This is a genomic window from Psychroserpens sp. XS_ASV72 (genome assembly GCF_041224425.1).
In the GTDB taxonomy this organism is placed as follows: Bacteria; Bacteroidota; Bacteroidia; order Flavobacteriales; family Flavobacteriaceae; genus Psychroserpens.
In genome coordinates, this window is the sequence record NZ_JBGFGL010000077.1 from 428,742 (window position 1) to 450,251 (window position 21,510).

General features: G+C 35.2%; 15 protein-coding genes. 9 read left to right on the forward strand and 6 right to left on the reverse strand.

What is annotated here, in order from left to right:
- Nucleotides 1-55: 55 nt before the first annotated feature.
- From AB9K26_RS10745 to AB9K26_RS10770, 6 genes are all read left to right on the forward strand, one after another.
- Nucleotides 56-5,728, forward strand: a complete 5,673-nt coding sequence (locus AB9K26_RS10745; RefSeq protein ID WP_369972555.1) for a choice-of-anchor L domain-containing protein — start codon at nucleotides 56-58, stop codon at nucleotides 5,726-5,728.
- Nucleotides 5,729-5,809: 81 nt separating this feature from the next.
- The gene (locus AB9K26_RS10750) at nucleotides 5,810-8,143 is read left to right on the forward strand and encodes a choice-of-anchor L domain-containing protein (RefSeq protein WP_369972556.1); all 2,334 of its coding nucleotides are present in this window, start codon (nucleotides 5,810-5,812) and stop codon (nucleotides 8,141-8,143) included.
- A 98-nt stretch (nucleotides 8,144-8,241) separates the two neighbouring features.
- Nucleotides 8,242-10,167, forward strand: a complete 1,926-nt coding sequence (locus AB9K26_RS10755; RefSeq protein ID WP_369972557.1) for a BatA domain-containing protein — start codon at nucleotides 8,242-8,244, stop codon at nucleotides 10,165-10,167.
- A complete protein-coding gene (locus AB9K26_RS10760) occupies nucleotides 10,164-11,420 on the forward strand; it encodes a dihydroorotase family protein (RefSeq protein ID WP_369972558.1) in 1,257 nt (418 codons plus the stop codon). Before AB9K26_RS10755 ends, AB9K26_RS10760 begins: the two co-directional genes overlap by 4 nt.
- A gap of 6 nt (nucleotides 11,421-11,426) precedes the next feature.
- Nucleotides 11,427-11,747, forward strand: coding sequence for a hypothetical protein (locus AB9K26_RS10765; RefSeq protein ID WP_369972559.1), 321 nt, complete (start codon nucleotides 11,427-11,429; stop codon nucleotides 11,745-11,747).
- On the forward strand, nucleotides 11,744-12,391 hold the full coding sequence (locus AB9K26_RS10770; RefSeq protein WP_369972560.1) for an alpha/beta hydrolase: 648 nt from the start codon (nucleotides 11,744-11,746) through the stop codon (nucleotides 12,389-12,391). Before AB9K26_RS10765 ends, AB9K26_RS10770 begins: the two co-directional genes overlap by 4 nt.
- 2 nt (nucleotides 12,392-12,393) lie before the next feature.
- Here the strand turns inward: AB9K26_RS10770 and AB9K26_RS10775 are convergent, their stop codons facing one another.
- Nucleotides 12,394-12,909 carry a hydrolase gene (locus AB9K26_RS10775; RefSeq protein WP_369972561.1) on the reverse strand — a complete coding sequence of 172 codons (516 nt, stop codon included), beginning with the start codon at nucleotides 12,907-12,909 and terminating at the stop codon, nucleotides 12,394-12,396.
- A 10-nt stretch (nucleotides 12,910-12,919) separates the two neighbouring features.
- The gene (locus tag AB9K26_RS10780; protein WP_369972562.1) at nucleotides 12,920-13,681 is read right to left on the reverse strand and encodes an MBL fold metallo-hydrolase; all 762 of its coding nucleotides are present in this window, start codon (nucleotides 13,679-13,681) and stop codon (nucleotides 12,920-12,922) included.
- Between the two features lie 93 nt (nucleotides 13,682-13,774).
- On the opposite strand from AB9K26_RS10780, the gene AB9K26_RS10785 reads away from it, so the two are divergent.
- Nucleotides 13,775-15,232, forward strand: coding sequence for a TonB-dependent receptor (locus AB9K26_RS10785; RefSeq protein ID WP_369972563.1), 1,458 nt, complete (start codon nucleotides 13,775-13,777; stop codon nucleotides 15,230-15,232).
- A 64-nt stretch (nucleotides 15,233-15,296) separates the two neighbouring features.
- Here AB9K26_RS10785 and bcp read toward each other — a convergent pair whose 3' ends face one another.
- Complete coding sequence (gene bcp / locus AB9K26_RS10790) at nucleotides 15,297-15,752, reverse strand: thioredoxin-dependent thiol peroxidase (protein WP_369972564.1); 456 nt, start codon at nucleotides 15,750-15,752, stop codon at nucleotides 15,297-15,299.
- Between the two features lie 35 nt (nucleotides 15,753-15,787).
- On the opposite strand from bcp, the gene nth reads away from it, so the two are divergent.
- Nucleotides 15,788-16,447, forward strand: a complete 660-nt coding sequence (gene nth, locus AB9K26_RS10795; protein ID WP_369972565.1) for an endonuclease III — start codon at nucleotides 15,788-15,790, stop codon at nucleotides 16,445-16,447.
- Between the two features lie 26 nt (nucleotides 16,448-16,473).
- On the opposite strand, the gene AB9K26_RS10800 is transcribed toward nth, so the two are convergent.
- Nucleotides 16,474-16,617, reverse strand: coding sequence for a hypothetical protein (locus tag AB9K26_RS10800; protein ID WP_369972566.1), 144 nt, complete (start codon nucleotides 16,615-16,617; stop codon nucleotides 16,474-16,476).
- A 57-nt stretch (nucleotides 16,618-16,674) separates the two neighbouring features.
- The gene (locus AB9K26_RS10805) at nucleotides 16,675-17,259 is read right to left on the reverse strand and encodes an RNA polymerase sigma factor (protein WP_369972567.1); all 585 of its coding nucleotides are present in this window, start codon (nucleotides 17,257-17,259) and stop codon (nucleotides 16,675-16,677) included.
- Nucleotides 17,260-17,488: 229 nt separating this feature from the next.
- Between AB9K26_RS10805 and uvrA the strand changes: the two genes are divergently transcribed.
- Nucleotides 17,489-20,272, forward strand: a complete 2,784-nt coding sequence (gene uvrA / locus AB9K26_RS10810; protein WP_369972568.1) for an excinuclease ABC subunit UvrA — start codon at nucleotides 17,489-17,491, stop codon at nucleotides 20,270-20,272.
- Here uvrA and AB9K26_RS10815 read toward each other — a convergent pair.
- On the reverse strand, nucleotides 20,269-21,366 hold the full coding sequence (locus AB9K26_RS10815) for a DUF3667 domain-containing protein (RefSeq protein WP_369972569.1): 1,098 nt from the start codon (nucleotides 21,364-21,366) through the stop codon (nucleotides 20,269-20,271). The genes uvrA and AB9K26_RS10815 overlap by 4 nt on opposite strands.
- Between the last annotated feature and the right edge of the window lie 144 nt (nucleotides 21,367-21,510).

Here is a 21,510-nt window from a genome sequence, read left to right on the forward strand (position 1 = left end):
AGATTCCTAACCCAAATCTACTAGTGTTGCTTAGCTTTTTATAACTAACCTAGTAATGAAGAATATAAAGTGGTTGTGGATTGCTCTATTCTTTAGTGTAGTTTACAAACTTACTGGACAACAAATAACGACTCAGACCTCTTCCCTAGAAGCTATGATTCAAGCTAATTTTGGGCAAGGCTGTGTTGAGATTTCAAATGTGTCGTCTTCAATAAACGGTCAAGTTGTAGGAATAAACAGTTATGGCACATTCGATAGAGCTGATTCTAACTTCCCTTTTACTGATGGTGTCATTTTATCTACAGGAAGCATCTACTCTAGCGGAAATACCGAAAACACATCAACGCTCAACGATGGATCGACTAGTTGGACTACCGATGCCGATTTAGAAACAACGCTTGGCTTGACCGGAACCCTTAATGCAACGTCTATTGAATTTGATTTTATTTCAGCTACTAATCAAATTGCATTCAATTATGTTTTAGCTTCCGAAGAATACTATTCCAACTTTCCTTGTCAATATTCAGACGGATTTGCTTTTCTTATTAAGAAAGCTGGTACGAGTGATCCTTACACCAACATTGCGCTTGTACCTGGAACCTCAACTCCTGTAAATACAACTTCCATCCGACAAGAAATTGTTGGATTCTGTCCACCTGAAAACGAACAGTATTTCGAAGGATATAATATTGGCGATACCAACTTTAATGGAAGAACGTCTGTTTTGACCGCTAGGGCAAGTATCATACCTTATGAATTATACCATATCAAACTAATCATTGCAGATCAAACTGATCAAAACTATGATTCTGCTGTTTTAATTGAAAACACAAGTACCATTGCTGCTGTTGATCTTGGTCCAGATATTGACATTTGTGCACAAACGACCTTGCTTAATGCCAATGTGCAAAACAACACCGCAACTTATCAATGGTACCTGAACGGAACCTTACTGCCTGGTGCCACAAATCCACTATTCCAAACTTCTGTATCAGGAACATATAGTGTGGTTGTCAATCTTCAAATAAACAATTCTTCTTGTACTATTAGCGATGAGGTAGTTGTTAACTTAAGCTCTGTTCAGAGTGCTGACATCATTCCTGATTTCACTCTTTGTGATGACTCAAGCAATGATGGTGTTGAAATTTTTGACTTATCTACAAAAGATATCGATGCCTTGGATTCAGTTCCTGAAGGCAACTATAATATTTCTTATCACCTAACAAGTGAAGGTGCGCTAAATCAAACCGCTGTCATTAATACACCATATGAAAACGTTTCAAATCCTCAAACAATTTATGTGCGAATTGTTGATACTGATACAGGATGTTTAGCATATACATCATTTGATTTGGTTGTCAATAATTATCCTATATATGATAATCCACCAGACATTTCTTTATGTGAAGATGCCACTGATGAAAATACACAAATAGATTTGACGCTTGCTGAAGAAATAATTTTAGAATCAAATCCCAATCTAACAGTCAGTTTTCACTATACACAAAATCAAGCTGAAATGTATGTCAATCCTATTACTGGAGACACGTTCACTTTTCTTGATCAAATAAGTACTGTTTACATTCGGGTCGTTGACAATAATACAGGTTGTGTAGGAATCAGTTCCATACAAATAACCATTTTAAACAATCCAGAACTCAATCCGGAAACTCAGTGGATTACCGCATGTGAAACAGATGGTGATGGATTTGAAATTTTTGATATCACTTCAGTTCTAGGCGATGTTTTACAAGGCTTGAATAATGTAACCGTAAGTTATCATGAGACACAAATGGATGCTCAAGATAACATCAACCCAATTATGAACCCAACCGCCTACCAAAATATCACACCAGATTTTCAAATGGTCTACATAAGGGTTACCGATAATGTCACAGGATGTACATCAATTGCTCCAATAGAATTACACACCAATGTTGTATTAACAGGTTTTGACACTACTAATTATGGCATTTGTGACGATATTACAAACGATGGCATAGCTGATTTCAATTTAAACCTAGTGAAAATTGCCATTTTGGACAACTATCAAGGATATGAGCTTAGTTTTTATGAAACAGAGTCAGATCGTGATAACAATATTAACGCTTTAAATACCGGGATACCTTTTACAGCTACATCTATTGTAACAACACTTTATGTATCTGCTATAGCTATTGATTCTCCAAGTTGTGAAACTTATATTGACATCGATTTGGTTATCCATCCTGCATTTGAACTTATTAACTTAGATCCTGTAGAATATTGCGATACTGATTTCGATGGTTTAACAGGTATAGAATTAGCAACCTTCAACGAATACGTAAGTACTGGTGTCGATTTCCCAAATGTAAGGTATTATCTAACTGAAGAAGATGCCATCAATAATGACAACCAACTTCCTCCTACCTATTTTAACACGACCAATCCGCTAACGGTTTACACAAGAGTTACCAATTCACAAACAAGTTGTTTTGATGTGGCAGCTCTAGAAATTACTGTTATCGATCCTCCAGTAGTGTCTGAACCTTCAGATATTATTATTTGTGATAATGATCAAGATGCCATTTCAATTGTTGATTTAGAAAGTCGCATCCCAGAAATCGTAACTGAGACTACAGATTTGATCTTTTCATTTCATACCAGTTTTGAAGACGCCAATACTAATGACAATACCATTACCACTCCGAATAGCTACAGCACCTCAACCCAAACAATCTTTGTAAGGGTTGAAAGCTTGATAACCACCTGTCACAGTATCGTCGAGTTTGATGTTATCGTAAACACCTTGCCTGTCTTTATTCCAATATCAGAATTCATAACCTGTGAAAGTGATGGTGATGAAATCAATGATTTTTTCTTCAATCTAAAGGATGAGGAAATCATTAATGGGCAACCTGGAAAAGAAGCGCTTTATTTTGAAACGGCTCAAGATGCGATTGATAGAACCAATATCATAGATAAAAATTCTGCTTATCAAAATTTATCGAACCCACAAACTGTATATGTAAGGATTGAAAACGTAACAGACATTGATTGCTTTGGAATTGAGCCTTTTGTTATAAGTGTCACCCAGTATCCTACTTTTAATCCACCAACAGATATTACGGTTTGTGACGATTCGTCTAATGATGGTATAGACACCTTTGACCTTAACGGTAAAGTGACCGAAATAAGCAATGGCATTTCTGAAAATCTTGATATCTCATTTCATTTGAGCTTTGAGGATGCCGATGCCAATACTAATGAAATTCCTCTTGAATATACCAATACTGTAAATCCACAGCAAATCTATGCTAGAATTGAAAATGGAACAGTATGCTATTCTATTGCTGATTTTGAATTGAATATCGTTCAAGTACCAGAAGCCAATCCAGCACCTGACATCGTTATGTGCGATACGGATTATGATGGTTTAACCAATTTTGATCTGACTGTTATTGAAACCGAAGTATTGGATGTTAGGATTGATGATATTAGTCTTAGCTATCATGAATCGGTTGAAAGCGCTGATTCTAATTCGGGCTTGATAGCAGATCCTGAGAATTACACCAACTTATCAAATCCACAAACCGTCTATTTAAAAATCCTTAACACTATCTCTAATTGCTACAGTTTGACACCTATTAACCTTAGTGTTAATTTACCTCCTCCAATTAATGATTTCAATACTTATGACATTTGTGAGAACAACTCAAGCTACTTTGATTTGAATGAAATCAATGCTGTTGTGGTTGACGACACCTCTGACGTTATCCTCAACTATTTTGAAACATTTACTGATGCTCAAGACAACAATAATCCTTTGAGCTCAGATTACACCTATACAACTACAAATGATACGATTTACACAAGAGTTGAGTCGCAAACAACAGGATGCTTCTATGTGTATTCTTTTCAACTTATCGTAAATCCTTGGCCTATAGCAAATCAGCCAGATGACTTGCAAGCTTGTGATGACAGTTCGAATGATCAAATTACTGAATTCAATTTATCATTGGTTGAAAGTGCTGTATTGGGCAATCAGAATCCGAATGTTTTCACTTTTAGTTATCATGCTTCAGAAGCCTTTGCTGAGGCTGGTGTGAATCCTTTGAATAGCACTCATATAGGACAACAAGACGAAACAATTTATGTTCGTGTTGAAAACAATACTACAGGATGCTATAGTTTGACTCAATTCAATCTTATTGTTTTAGAGCACCCAGAAGTTCCTACATTTTTGGCAAACTGTGATTCAGATTATGATGGGATCACAACCTTTGATTTAACTCTTGCTGAAGCAGAACTTTTTGAAACTATCAATCCCGATAACAGCATTTCCTATTTTGAAACTATTGAAGATTTATTAAGCGATTCAAATGCCATCAGTACACCTGAAAATTACACCAACCTTTTCAACCATCAAACTGTTTTTATCAAAGTTTATAATTCTGTAGCAAATTGTTTCACCTATGTCCCATTGGAACTTCAAGCCTATCTTCCACCAGAGATAGATCCGTTAGAAAATATAGAAGTTTGTGAAACCAATGTGAATGCCATTGACTTAAACGACATAACCACTGAACTTTTAGTACAAACCAATAATGTTATAGTCAGTTATTATGCTACAGAAATTGATGCCCTCAACCAAACAAATGCGCTAAATAGTAATTATGCATATCAAACGATGAGTGATACGATTTTTGCTCGTATCTCATTCACAACAACCCATTGCTTTTACATCCATGAATTTACATTGTTAGTCAATCCGATACCAGTTGCAAATCCTGTAAATGATCTAATAACCTGTGATGATGATTATGACGGTTTTTACAATTTTGATTTTTCGATTCAAGATTCCTCTGTTCTTGGAAATCAGAATTCAAACCTCTTTTCTATTAGCTATCACAACAACATTACCTCTGCTATTGATGGCATAGACGATCTAGAAGATTCTTATCTAGCCAGTAACAATGAAACTATTTTTATTCGTGTTGAAAGTAATAATTCTAATTGTTATGCGCTTACAGCATTCCAAACAATTATAAACCCAAAGCCGGAAGTCCATATCGATAACCAGACCTTATGTTTAGATGACCTTCCATTGGTAGTAAGTGTAGAAACTTACATTGAGGGCGATTCTTATCTGTGGTCTAATGGTGAAACAACACCTGAGATAGAAATCACGCAAATCGGCAACTACTCCGTAACTGTAACGACGCCTGAAGGATGCCAAACAACTGAATTCTTTGAAGTCTCCGAGTCTGAATCGGCAAGTATTGTTGTCACCGAAAGCATTGACTTTTCAGATCCAAACAATGTTATTGTTACCGTTGAAGGAATTGGTAATTACCTATATCAACTGGATGACGGAGAACCACAGTTCTCCAATGTTTTTACAAATGTGGGAATAGGTTACCACACCTTGACAATCTATGATCAAAATGGTTGTGATTTTATTACAGAAACCATTGTAGTGATTGATGCTCCTAAATTTATGACACCTAATAACGATGGTCATTTCGATACATGGCATATTACAGGTGTAGAAAATTTACCCGGAACCATCATCTATATTTTTGATCGCTACGGAAAGCTCATTAAAACCTTGACCTCAAGTACACCAGGTTGGAATGGATACTACAATGGCAATCTTATGCCAGCATCTGATTATTGGTACATCGCTAAAATTAAAAAAGGAAACGAATCCTTTGAAATCAAAGGTCACTTCACATTACGTCTGTAGGCTTCCAAGACTTCTGAATTAACACTTTTTTGATAATTTACACCTTAACTATACGTATCTTTGCAATCGGAAAAATTGCAAATGAGACAACTTATATTAGCTATTTGTTTTATAACTTGTCTATCTCTTGATGCTCAAAACATTCAGGTAGATAGCCAAACTTTTTCTGCCCAACAATTAATTGAGGATATTCTTATCGATAGCAATTGCATTGAAAACGTATCGGTAACCAACGTCGTGGGTGGCGATTTCAACAACTCTGACCAGAGCTATGGATATTTTGATGCCACAGGCACCTCTTTTCCTTTTCAAAGTGGAATTGTATTGAGTACTGGCCGTTTGGGCAATGTGCCTGGCCCAAACACTTCTTTGAGCGACGATAATGCGCCAGATTGGATTGGCGATAATGATTTAGAGATTGCCCTAAATGAAAGCAATACGCTCAATGCCACGATTATCGAGTTTGATTTCACATCGGTCGCGACTCAAATCAGTTTTAGATACATCTTTGCTTCGGAAGAATATCAAGAAAATAATCCCAACACCTGTGAGTTTTCGGACTTATTTGGCTTTTTAATACGACCAATCAATGAACAGGAATACACTAACATCGCACTAGTTCCCGATACACAAACTCCTGTAAAAGTAACTACTGTACATCCTGAAATTCCAAATGGCTGCGAAGCTCAAAATGAATTTTATTTCGAAAGCTGGAACAATTCTAGCGCACCAATCAATTTCAACGGACAAACAAAAGTACTGACAGCAACCGCTGATGTTGTTCCCAATCAAACCTATCATGTCAAGCTCGTTATTGCCGATGAACAAAATTTCAGATATGATTCTGCAGTATTTCTTGAAGCCAATAGCTTTCAACTGTCTACCGATTTAGGTCCGAATCGCTTACTTTCTACCGACAATGCTTTATGCCATTATGAAAATTTAGATTTGGATGCCAGTCAGCCAAATAGCCAGAGTTTCAAATGGTTTAAAGACGAACTGGAATTAACTGGTGAAACCAATTCCACATATACTGTAACTGAAGCTGGAACTTACAATGTTGAGGTCACACTAAGCAATGGCTGTATCTCTTATGGCGAAATTATCATTGAATATAATGAGAGTTTTACGGTTTTTGATACTATTTTAATAGAATGTGATCAAAATCAAGACGGATTAACATTCTATAATCTCTTTGATGCTGAAAGTAGTGTGACCAATAATAACAATGCCATTTATATTACGGATTTTTATCTCAATGAAGCCGATGCCATTCAAGATGCAAATGCCATTGCAGGTGCTAATTTTTTTGAAAACACGACCTCTTTCCAAACAGTTTTTGCAAGAGTTGAGAATCAGTTTCGTTGTTTTGATATAGCCGAAATCGAATTACAGATATCCAATAACAGCCTCAACATACCAACAGTTTATGCTTGTGATGATACTATTATAGATGGCTTGACAACTTTTGATTTAGCCGAAACTTTTACAACCATTGAAAACCAAGTTCCAAATGGCAGTAGCATCAATTTTTATGAATCGGAATCAGATGCATTTTTGGATATAAATCCTTTAAATCAAGTTTACAATAACACAATACCTTACAACCAAACCATTTATGTCAAGGTTGAAGCCAATAACCAATGCTACTCCATTGCTGCTATTGACCTAGAAGTGCTTTATACACCAATTCTTGAAGACGATGAGTTTCTTATTTATTGCTTAAACTCGTTTCCCGAAACCATTACTTTAACAGGTGGTGTTTTAAACGATTTTCCTAACAATTATTATTACGAATGGCTTCTGAACGGCTCACCAACAGGAATCGATACAAGTTTCATCGATATCAATACGCCAGGAAATTATTCGGTAATTGTTACCCATCCTAATGGCTGCTCCTCAAGCAGAAACATCACTGTTACGGCTTCAAATATAGCTTCAATAAATACTATCAACATCGTAAATGAAGGTTATAGAGACAACGCAGTGGTTATAGAAGTTACAGGAGAAGGCGTTTATGAATACGCTTTGGATGTTTTTGGTACGGTTTACCAAGAAAGCAATGTGTTCAATAACGTACCTCCTGGCGTTCACACAGTTTATGTAAGAGACCTTAATAATTGTGGTGTTGTTGAAAAAGAATTTTCAGTTTTGGGTTTTCCAAAATTTTTCACACCTAATGGAGATGGCTTCAATGACACCTGGCATATCTTCGGAAGGCACTCAAGCATAAACTTAGGTATTGAAATCAGTATCTTTAATCGCTACGGAAAATTGCTCAAACAGCTCACAAACACAAGTGAAGGTTGGACAGGCAAACTAAACGGACAAGCCTTACCTAGTGATGATTATTGGTATGTGGCTAAATTTTCTGATGGACGAACATTTACAGGCCATTTCACCTTAAAACGTTAGTAACAAACGTTAAATTTCTCAAAAGCAAAAGCTACTAATCATTTTTCATTTTCTATATTTGAGCTTGAAATCGTTGCCATAAAAATCACTCATTCGGAATGCAGTTTAAACACCCTGAAATTCTTTACGCTCTACTCCTGCTTATCATTCCGATTATTGTTCATTTATTCCAACTTAGAAAATTTAAAAAAGTTGCATTTACGAATGTAAAATTTCTAAAAGAACTTACCATACAAACCCGAAAAAGTTCCCAATTAAAGAAATGGCTTACATTACTGACACGTCTACTGATGCTTACTGCAATTATTTTAGCTTTTGCACAACCCTATATCTCCAATTCTGAAAGTTTTAATACCAAAAGCGAAACCGTTATCTATCTTGATAATTCTTATAGTATGCAAGCTCAAGGCAACAACGGATCCTTACTGAATAAAGCTGTACAGGAATTGATCGAAAATATTGATGAAAATGAAAGCATTTCCATTTTTACCAATGATGTGAGTTTTAAGAAGACCAGCATCAAAGCCATAAAAAACGATCTGATACAATTGGGATACGCTTCAAAGCAATTAGATTATAATGCTACGGTTTTAAAAGGTCAAAACATGTTTTCTGATGATCAAAGCTCAGTAAAGAATTTGGTTTTAATATCTGATTTTCAGCAAAAAAGTGGCAATCTTGGTTTTCCAACAGACAGTACTATATCTCTAAAACTCGTTAAGTTGCAACCTGAAAATAGAAGCAACATTAGTATCGACAGTATTTATATTTCTAAATCGACTATTGAAAACTTAGAGCTCACTGTTCTCATTAAAAATCAAGGAGAAGAGATTGAAACTTTACCAGTATCATTATTCAATGATGAAAATCTCATAGCGAAAAGTGCTGTGAGTATTGGTTCTGAAGCTAAAAGTGTATTTACAATACCAGCAAATGTTATGTTCAATGGTAAAGTGAGTATTGATGATCCAAACCTACAGTATGACAATGAACTTTTTTTCAATATTGATAAACCTGAAAAAATAAAAGTTCTAGTTATAAATGAAAATGAAGATACGTTTTTGAAAAAGATCTTTACAGAAGATGAATTTATCTACACCTCTTCAAGTTTTAACACGCTCAATTACAATCTAATCGACGACCAAAACTTAATCGTACTTAATGAACTTGAAAACATACCCGTAGCCTTAAATACAGCACTTAATGCGTTCTCAAAAGATGGTGGCAACATTTTAATTATTCCTTCAATTAATATTAGCTTAAATTCTTATAATCAATTTTTTAACAATTATTATTTATCAAATTTTAATACGCTAGTAAATCAAGAAAAGAAGATCACTGCTATCAACTTTTCCCATCCATTATTGACAAACGTATTTGATAAGCAAGTACAGAATTTCCAATATCCAAAAGTCAATTCATTTTACAGAACCAATAGTCATTCTGATACTTCAATTCTTGATTTTGAAGATGGTTCCACTTTTTTATCTGAATCACAAAACACCTATCGATTTACCGCGCCTTTAAATGACGTAAATTCCAACTTTAAAAATTCACCTTTAATTGTTCCTGTGATTTATAATATTGGGAAACAAAGTCTGAAGGTGCCACAACTTTATTACACTATTGGTGAAGAGAACAAAATTGACATTTCAACCTCGCTTCAACAGGATGATATTCTGACTTTGGTTTATAATGATAATTCTGTGATTCCTTTACAACAGACATTTACAAATAAGGTAAGACTTACTGTAAGTGATTACCCGAAAGTTTCTGGGATTGCTTCGGTTCAAAACAAAGCAACTTTTCTAAAGCATTTGAGCTTTAATTACAATAGAGAGGAGAGCAATCTCAACTATTATGATATTTCCAATTTTGAAGGCGTAACATCTTATGATACAGTTTCCAAAACACTCAGTGAAATAAAAAGTGCAACGAATGTTAACGAGCTATGGAAATGGTTTGTTATTTTTGCACTAGCTTTTTTATGTATTGAAATGCTCATTCTAAAATACCTGAAATGAATTTACTTTTAAAATCGGCCACAATTGTAGACTCCAAAAGCGATTTCCACAATCAGACGGTTGATATCCTAATTGAAAAGGGCGTCATTTCAAACATTTCTAAACGCATCAGTAATCCAAACAACTACAAAGAAATCCAACTTGATGAACTTCATGTATCACAAGGCTGGTTTGATAGTAGTGTCTGTTTTGGAGAACCTGGCTATGAAGAACGCGAAACCATTGAAAACGGTCTTAAAACAGCTGCGTATTCAGGATTTACAGCAGTAGCGGTTAATGCCAATACACATCCTGTCGTTGACACCAATGCTGACATTTCCTTTATGAAATCAAAAGCAGAAAAAAATATTGTCAACCTCTATCCTATTGGTGCCTTAACTTGTAAAAGTGAGGGCTTAGATTTAGCCGAACTTTTCGATATGAAAAATGCTGGTGCGGTCGCGTTTTACGATTACCAAAAACCCATTTCCAATCCAAATCTCATGAAACTTGCCTTGCAATATGCAAGTAATTTTGGCGGATTGGTTTGCTCCTTTCCTCAAGAATCTAAAATTAGCGGACTTGGCGTGATGAATGAAAATGTAACCAGTACGTATCTTGGACTTAAAGGAAATCCTGCCTTAGCCGAAGAACTTCAAGTTGCTAGGGATTTGTTTATTTTGGAATACACAGAAGGTAAACTTCATATACCAACCATCTCAACCGCTAAATCTGTAGAATTGATAAGAGCGGCAAAACAAAAGAAATTAGACGTGACCTGCAGTGTTGCTATACATAATCTTTTTTTTACTGATGACCATTTAAAAACTTTCAATACCAATTTTAAGGTCTTACCTCCTCTACGAACCAAAAATGATGTAGAAGCATTGATTTCTGCCGTTAAGGATGGAACCATTGATATGGTAACAAGTGACCATAATCCGATTGATATAGAAGACAAAAAAATTGAATTTGATCGTGCCAAAAATGGAACCATTGGTTTAGAATCAGCCTTTGGTGCATTACTATCCATTTTCACGTTAAAAAAGACGGTTGAAGTATTGACAAGAAACAAAGACCGCTTCGGTATTGAATCTATACCAATTTCTGTGGGAAATAAAGCCGATTTAACCCTTTTCAATCCGACCGGTTCGTATGTATTCTCTAAAGGAAACATACATTCAAGATCTAAAAATTCCATATTTGAAGGAACCGAACTACACGGAAAAGTATATGGAATTATTGCCAATAATAAAATCTTACTATCAAATTAGAACAGCATGTCTGAAGCCTCAAATAATGATTCCTTAGCCATAGTGGCTTACATAACCCTTATCGGCACATTAGTCGCTTTCTTTATGAATAAGGACAAACAAAACCCGTTAGTCTCGTTTCACATTAGACAAGCTTTGGGTCTTTGGTTGTTACAACTTTTTTTAGGGTCATTTATAGGAGCCTTTGACAGTTGGATGGTTACCATTTCGTTTTGGATATTTTTCATCGTTTTGTTTATCTATGGAATTTTAGGAGCAGCCACTAAAAAAATGAATGTGGTACCTATATTAGGACCATTCTTCCAAAAGTTATTTGCATCATTATGAATTCTACGCTCTTTCACATTAAGAAACCTTCTTCATTGAAGGAAAACGCACCATTGCTTATCATGTGTCATGGCTATGGCAGTGATGAAAATGATTTATTTTCATTTGCTCAAGAACTTCCAGAAGAACTATTTATCATTTCCCTGAGAGCTCCTTATGCTATGCAACCCTTCGGAAATGCATGGTATGCTATCAATTTTGATGCAAGCCAAAACAAATGGAACGATGTTGAACAAGCCATTGGATCTCGAGATGCTATAGCTGATTTTATAGATGAAGCCTGCAATGCTTATCCTGTAGATAAAAACAATGTCACCTTATTAGGTTTCAGCCAAGGAACTATATTGAGTTATGCGGTTGCCTTGACCTATCCTGAAAAAGTTAAAAACATCATTGCTTTAAGTGGTTATATCAGTGAAGACATGTTAGGAGAACAACAATCTAACGACGCTTATCGCCATCTGGATTTTTACTGCTCTCATGGTAGCGCAGATCAAGTAATACCTGTAGAATGGGCTAGAAAAACACCAGAATACCTTAATTCAATGGGCATCAAAAATACCTATTCTGAATTTCCAGTAGGCCATGGTGTAGCACCACAAAACTTTTACGAATTTAAAAATTGGTTAGTCGAAAGACTTTAGTTTTAACGCGGTGTATATAAGTGGGATTCTATGATTCTGAATTTTAGATTTTTCTCGTTTCCAACAGTTTCCAAATCATATCCCAAAAGCATTTCTCCCCAATATTTTCCATCAGTGAAGCTGGCTATAATCCATTTATGGTTAAGCATTCTTATCTGGTCAATTAGCATTTTTTGACCAGACATAGATGCATAAGGCACTAATGGATGGTCTTCAGAATCATAAACATTCAAGCTCATCAATTCATCCTTGATAAAAGGAACGAACTCAGAAATACGAAAACCTTGATCTTCCCAATATATCATTGCGTCTTCATTGGTGTCAAATTTAAAGGTATAAAGACTCGTAACCTCTTCATCTTTAATCATTTGAATAGAATCTCTCAATGCAGTATTGGACTCCATATAATTGGTAAGCTTTTGATCGTAATCTTCAATGATGTTTTTAGAGTTAACATATTGAAATAACACCAATAATAAGGTGAAAATAAAAAGGTACATGAATATGCGTTGTTTCATAAGTTATCGTTTAAATATGTAATTCTAAAGTATCATATGCCAAGAAAACGTTATCTGGCAATTTTTGTTGTACGTCGTCATGAAAACCAAGATAATGGCTAATATGGGTTAAATAAGCTTTTTCTGGTTTCACTTTATCAATAAAAGCTAACGCTTCGGAAACATTAAAATGTGAAATGTGCTCTTCTTCCCTCAAAGCATTGACCACCAAAACCTTTATGCCTCTTAATTTCTCGATTTCTTTATCAGCAACCGTTTTCATATCTGTCAGATAAGCAAAATCTCCAAACCGAAATCCAAAAACCTGAAGTTTATGGTGGTATCCGTTAATTGGAATCACTTCCAAGTTTCCTAACACAAAAGGTTTATTTTTAATTTCATGCTGAATAACACTCGGAACACCTGGATATTTTGGTGCTGTTGTGAAAATATAATTGAAACGCTTATTGAGTTCTCCCAACACACGTTTATGAGCATAAAATGGAATATCTCCTTGCCTGAAATAAAATGGTCTAATATCATCTAATCCAGCAGTATGGTCGGCATGTTCATGGGTAAAAACAATACCATCAATTTTGTTGCAATTGGCACGAAGCATTTGCTGACGGAAATCAGGTCCACAATCCACTACATAAGTGTAGTCGTCCCATTCAACCAAAACAGAGACTCTTAGTCGCTTATCTTTAGGGTTCGAACTAAGACAAACTGGATGATCACTTCCAATAACCGGAATACCTTGAGATGTACCTGTTCCTAAAAATGTAATCTTCAATACTGCTAATTTATTGCAAAAATAAAACTTATTTTTTTAGTTATACTTTCTAATTTAATACCTTTGTGTGGTTGACAAAACCCAGATTAAGAGATGGAAATAACCTTAAAAGGAGATAGAGAGTTTGAAGAGATTCCTTCGTTAAGAACCAAGTGCTTACGAATTAACCTCAATGAAAATATTTACGGGACTTTCGCTGAGATTGGCGCAGGACAAGAAACTGTACGTCAATTCTTTAGAGCTGGTGGTGCTTCTGGAACCATTGCAAAAGCGATGTCTGCTTACGATAAAGCCTTTAGTGATGCTATTTACGGCATTGAAGATGACAAGCGTTATGTTACCGAAGCGCGCCTTCGCAAGATGTTAGACCATGAAATTAATTTGGTTGAAGAACGTTTGGTTCGCGAAACACATCCCAATAAAATGTTTTTTGCTTATGCCAATACGGTTGCCACTATTGATTTTGCAAAAAAATATAAAGGCCATGGTTGGGTCGGTATCAAATATCAAGTAGATGCCAAACAAGATTACAACGAAATTGTGCTTCATGTTCGTTTTAAGGAAAATGATGCTAGACTTCAACAAGAGACTCTTGGTGTCTTAGGCACGAATTTAATTTATGGTGCTTTTTACAAATACAATGAGCCAAAAAAGCTCTTACGTTATCTCTATGATCATTTGGATAAAGATCAGCTAGAAATTGATACCATTAATTTTGCCGGTCCAGTTTTTGAAGATGTCGATAACCGATTAATGAGTTTGCAACTGGTGAAAAATGGCATGACAGACGCTGTGATGTTCGCTCCTGACGGAAACAATGTCTTGCCAGCAAGAGTACTTTACAAAAAGAACATTTTAGCTTTACGTGGAAGCTTCAGACCTGTAACCAAGGTAAATATGGACATGTACAAGAAATCATTTGACATGTTCATTAAGGAAAATAAAGTGGATGAAAAGAATACCCAAGTTATTTTTGAAATTACCTTATCCAATTTGAGAGCTGAAGGTGAAATTGACGAACAGGATTTCATGGATCGTGCTCGACTACTTTGTTCACTTGGTCAAACGGTTTTGATTTCCAATTTCCAAGAGTATTATAAACTTGTGGAATACTTCTCACAATATACCAAGAACAGAATGGGATTGGCTATGGGTGTCAACAATCTCGTTGATATTTTTGACGAAAAGTATTATCGCCATTTAAGTGGAGGAATTCTTGAAGCTTTTGGAAAACTATTCTTCAAAGACCTTCGCGTGTATCTGTATCCAATGCAGAACGATGATGGTACAGTTACTACAAGTGAGAACTTGAAAGTTCATCCTAGAATGAAAGAATTATACAAATTCTTCAAATATAATGGTAAGGTTGTAGATATCACAGATTACGATGATTCGATCTTAACTATTTTTTCTAGAACCGTTCTTAAGAAGATCGCAAGCGGAAATGATGACTGGGAAACCATGCTGCCTGAAGGCGTTTCTAAACTAATTAAAGAAAAAAGCCTTTTTGGATGTGAATCGGAACAAGTCCATTTAGGAGATCAACGATAGATTCATCTACAAAAAAGCCGCTTATTTCAAAGCGGCTTTTTTTGTCTATCTAATTTGTCATTTTCTATTCTGACAGAATCTGTTCTGCATGTGCTTTGGTTTTCACTTTTGTAATGACATCTTCAATAATGCCATTTCCATCAATAACGAAAGTCGTTCTGTGAATGCCATCGTATTCTTTACCCATAAATTTTTTAGGTCCCCAAACACCAAAGGCTTCAATAACCGATTTATCCTCATCTGCTAATAGTGGATATTGAAATCCGTATTTCTTCTTAAAATTAGACTGACGCTTAGCACTGTCGGCACTTACACCTAAAATCTCATAACCTTGCTTTTGGAAACGTTCATAATTATCATTGAGATTACAGGCCTCAGCCGTACAACCTGGCGTACTCGCCTTTGGATAAAAGAAAACAACTAGTTTTTTTCCTTTATAATCAGTTAAGGAAATCGTGTTTCCTTGTTCATCTTTAGCTGAAAATTCAGGAGCTTTATCTCCTACTTTTAATTGTGTCATAATTAGTAACTTTATCGTTTGTAAAAATACAATATATGACGAAGCAAGAAAAGGTTGATTTTGTTATTAATACGTTAAAAGACCTGTATCCAACCATTCCTATACCATTAAACCATAAAGATCCTTACACCTTATTGATAGCCGTATTAATGTCTGCCCAAAGTACAGATGTTCGTGTGAATCAAATCACGCCATTACTTTTTGAAAAAGCAGACAACCCATATGATATGATTAAACTTAGTGTTGATGAGATTAGAGACATTATTAAACCCGTAGGTTTATCTCCTATGAAAAGTAAAGGCATTTATGGATTATCACAAATTTTAATAGAGAAACACAACGGACAAGTCCCTAAAACTTATGAAGACCTGGAAGCCTTGCCTGCTGTTGGACATAAAACCGCAGCAGTGGTATTGTCACAAGCTTTCGGAATACCTGCATTTCCTGTCGATACGCATATTCACCGACTCATGTATCGATGGAATCTTTCTAATGGAAAAAATGTGGTACAAACGGAAAAGGATGCCAAGCGTTTATTCCCAAAAGACCTATGGAATGACTTGCATCTTCAAATTATTTGGTACGGAAGAGACTATTCGCCAGCAAGAGGTTGGGATTTGGAAAAAGATATTATCACCAAAACCATTGGGCGAAAATCGGTCATCAATGATTATTATAAAAAGAAAAAATCCTGATGACTAACGAATCAGGATTTTTTGGTTTAATTTTGAAGTGCTTCAAACTTCAAATTATTACACTTAATAACACTTAAAGCCTTTGAATAGTTTAAAAGAAAGTCAATGGTTTCTTTTTTGGGGTTTAGCGTTTCATTCTTTTTAGGACATTCAGAGTAAAGTTTTGCCATTTTACGTTTTTTTGCTTGTTATAATTCAATTAACGTAATAAAACTTTACTTATTGTGTCAATTTGTTAAAATGATATTATTTTTATCAATTACCTTTCTTAAATTAATCAGTGCATAACGCATTCTTCCCAAAGCTGTATTGATACTAACACCTGTACGCTCTGAGATTTCCTTAAAACTCATGTCCTTGTACATACGCATGATAAGCACTTCTCTTTGATCTTCAGGCAATTCTTCAATAATACGTCTTACATCACATTCTACCTGATCTTTAATGAGTTGCTTTTCAGCATTTAAGGAACTATCACCTAACACAGAAAAAATATTGAAATCACCTGTGTTGTCAAACTTAGGCATACGGCTATTTTTTCTAAAGTGATCAATTACCAGATTATGTGCTATTCGCATAACCCAAGGCAAAAATTTACCTTCTTCGTTATACTTTCCTAGCTTTAAGTTTCTAATAACTTTAATAAAGGTGTCCTGAAAGATGTCTTCAGTGATATCTCTATCAAAAACTTTTGAATAAATAAAGCTGTAAACTCGTTGTTTGTGCCTGTGGATTAAAATTGATAAAGCATTCTCGTCTCCATCAATATAATTTCTGATTAGAACAGCGTCTGTGATAAGTTCGTGTTTCATAATAATTACTTTAACGCAAAGAATGATTCTTAGCTTGGGGTTAAAATTTATAAAGTAATCTTATGAAATAGGCGCCTCTGTTTTAATAGGTTACGTTCCAAATATAACAACAATCATTCCGAAAATCCAAAAAAACATAGCAAACTTTAACATTTTTATGTACAATAATCCATTTTAATGGATGGAATACTTATAGTATCTTTGCACATCTTAATTTGCTCAAACTCCTATGAATACTAATATTTCAGACGTTAATCCTAAAGAAAACATCATCATAAAGGGAGCAAAACTCCATAACCTTAAAAATATTGATGTTGTGATTTCTAGACAAAAACTCGTTGTCGTTACTGGATTATCGGGTTCTGGAAAGTCAAGCTTAGCATTTGACACCTTATATGCAGAAGGTCAAAGACGTTATGTTGAAAGCCTTTCGAGCTACGCTAGACAGTTCATGGGCAGGTTAAACAAACCTAAGGTCGATTTCATAAAAGGCATTGCTCCAGCTATTGCAATCGAACAAAAAGTAAATTCTACAAATCCGAGATCTACCGTTGGTACCTCTACTGAAATTTATGATTACTTAAAATTGCTCTTTGCTAGAATTGGGAGAACCTACTCTCCTATTTCTGGTAATCAAGTAAAAAAGCATCGCACTAAAGATGTTCTCGATTTAGTGAAATCGTTTGATGATAAAGAGAAATTACTCCTGCTATCTCCCATTATTTTGGAAGAAGGCAGAACCATGGAAGATAAGCTCAATGTACTTAAACAACAAGGTTATTCTAGAATCCAGCATGACGAAAAGGTATTTAGAATTGATGAAGCGCTTCAACAAACATTTAAAAAAGAAGTCTTTCTTGTAGTTGATAGAATCATTGTAAAGCACGAAGAAGATTTTTATAATCGTCTGGCAGATGCCATTGAAACGGCTTTTTTTGAAGGAAAAGGGACCTGCATTATCGAAAATCTTTCCAACACTGAACGTACAGAATTCAACAACAGGTTTGAGCTTGATGGCATGACTTTTTTAGAACCTAACGTGCATTTATTCAGTTTCAACAATCCTTATGGCGCTTGTCCTAAATGTGAAGGTTATGGCGATGTTATAGGTATTGATGAAGATTTGGTGATACCAAATACGGGACTTTCAGTTTATGACAATGCTATTTTTCCATGGCGAGGTGAAAGCATGAGTTGGTATAGAGATCAATTGGTAAACAACTCGCATAAGTTTGATTTTCCAATACACAAACCTTATTTTCAATTAACTCCAGAGCAAAAGCAGTTGATATGGGAAGGTAATGCCCATTTTGATGGATTGGACTCTTTCTTTGCCGAACTCGAATCCAAAGCCTACAAGATTCAAAATCGGGTCATGCTATCACGTTATAGAGGAAAAACCAAATGTAATGTTTGTCAAGGAAAGCGTTTAAGAAAAGAAGCCAATTATGTAAAGATCGCCAATACCACCATTACTGAACTCGTGGAAATGCCATTGATTAAATTAGTAAGCTTCTTTAAACAACTCGAATTGAGTGAACACGATTATAGCATTGCAAAGCGATTACTAAAGGAAATCACCAATAGATTAACATTCTTGACCAATGTTGGTTTGGACTATCTTACGCTTAACCGAAAATCGAATACCTTATCTGGTGGTGAAAGCCAACGTATTAACTTAGCGACTTCATTAGGTAGCAGCTTAGTAGGTTCTATGTATATTCTAGATGAACCAAGTATTGGATTACATCCTAAGGATACTGAAAAACTTATCAAAGTACTTAAAGCATTACGTGATTTAGGCAACACTGTAATTGTTGTTGAACACGACCAAGATATTATGGAAGCTGCCGATGAAATCATCGATATAGGTCCAGAAGCTGGTACGTTTGGTGGTGAAGTTGTAGCTACTGGAAGTTATAAGGATATCTTAACCTCAACCTCGTTAACTGCAAAATATCTCAATGGTGAATATGAAATTGAAGTTCCAAAAAAACGTAGAACTTCAAAATATCATGTAGATATCGTAGGTGCCCGTGAAAACAATCTTAAAAATATTGACGTTAGTTTTCCTTTAAATATGCTTACCGTAATTACTGGTGTTTCAGGAAGCGGAAAGAGTACATTGGTTAAAAAAATCCTATATCCTGCACTTCAAAAAGAACTTACCGATTTTGGAGATAAGCCCGGTCAGTTTACAGAATTGAAAGGGAATTTCAATAACATCAAACATATAGAATTTGTCGATCAAAATCCTATTGGTCGCTCATCACGTTCCAATCCTGTAACTTATATCAAAGCTTATGATGATATTCGCGCTTTGTATGCCAACCAAAAGCTGAGTAAGATTAGGAACTTTAAAGCCAAACATTTTAGTTTTAATGTTGATGGCGGACGTTGTGAAACCTGTAAAGGCGAAGGTGAAGTGACCATTGAAATGCAATTCATGGCAGATGTTCATTTGACCTGTGAAACCTGTAATGGTAAACGGTTCAAAAAGGAGGTTCTGGAAGTTAATTTCAATGGAAAAAACATTGATGACATCTTGAATTTAACCATTGATGATGCCATTACGTTTTTTGAAGAACACAAGCAAACCAAGATTCAAAACAAATTACAACCATTACAGGATGTTGGTTTGGGATATGTTACCTTAGGTCAAAGTTCGTCTACTCTTTCAGGAGGTGAAGCACAACGTATCAAGTTAGCTTCCTTCTTAGGAAAAGGAACAAAAAGTGACAATGCTTTATTTATTTTTGATGAACCAACAACTGGTTTGCATTTCCATGATATCAAAAAACTACTAACTTCCTTTGAAGCGCTCATTGAAAAAGGACATTCCATAATTGTGATTGAACACAATATTGATTTGATAAAATGTGCCGACCACATCATCGATTTAGGTCCAGAAGGTGGTGAACGAGGTGGTGAACTGGTAGCGTTTGGCACACCTGAAGCCATTGTTGAAAATAAAAACTCAATTACTGGAACCTTTTTAAAAGGAAAACTTTAGCTTCCTAAAAAGGAGAAAGCCAATAAAATTCCAAATGCCGTTGGAATTACAAAAAGCAAGAATACAAAAGTTATCACACCACTTTTAATCCAAGTTAGCAACCAGTGTTGCTTGTAAAAACGTATCAAGGCAATCAAGAAATAGAAATAGGTCGACAACGCAATTAGCCAATCGAGCCAATCTGGAATTTCAAAAAGAAACCTGTTCACTGCAAAGAGAATGGAAAAAACGGTAAACAAAAATGAAAAATAATAAAAACTGAACACCAAGTGATGTGCATATGCGCCTTTATTGTAATAAAACAGTTTTAATATCAAGGCAAAAAGGGGTAAAAGAAAAAACATAGAGATTGGAATACTATCAAAAAACGCTTGAATGATAGAACCCGCTCCTTGACCTTTTATCAAACTAAGCATCTTAGTAAAAAAACGGCGTTCTATAAAACCAGCATCTTCAGACATACCCATTTCTTTATAGATTACACTATCTTCTGCACCACTTGCAACTAAGGAATCAACTTTCTTTTTATTGAAGTCCCAACTGGATTTAATGTTTTTAGATTTAGATCCTTGTGTCTTTAAAATAGAATCTGTTTTTTTTAAATCTTCATCTTTCAACCCTATAGCTTTTTGATTCTCTTTCAAGTGCGACATCACTTCATTCACTTCTGTGGAATCCAATGTTGTTGCAGTAAGTATTTGGTTATCGTTATCAACCTCAGCTTGAACCACATCACGATTAATCTTATCGGCTTTTTGAACCAATTCCCTAGCGCTAAAGGAAATCACAAAAAAGAATATCACCGAAACGAACAAGTACATTTGAGCAGGATGTAAATAAAGGAGTCGTTTCCCTTCTAAAAACTTTTTGGCTAAGTAACCAGGCTTGATCATTAAAGGAATAAAACTCTTTAGGAACCTAGCGTCAAAGGAGAAATAATTGCTAATCGTATTATAAAAAAGCACACCTATGGTAAGGTCATCGTTTGTTTTTTGTCCGCAATGAGGACAAAACTCAAAATTCTGATCGAGCTCTTTTTCACAATTTTGACACTGTAAAGGTGCGTCTTCGGGAATTAAGGATTGGTTAGCCATACGCATCTATTCTTGTATAAAAGTAATAAAAATTATATATCAAAATCTGTATTTCTGAAATAAAAACAATGACAATCTTAGTTCAAAAGGCTACTTGCAAAACATGTAATTAATTGAAAAACAAATAGTTGAATGTTTTGGCAT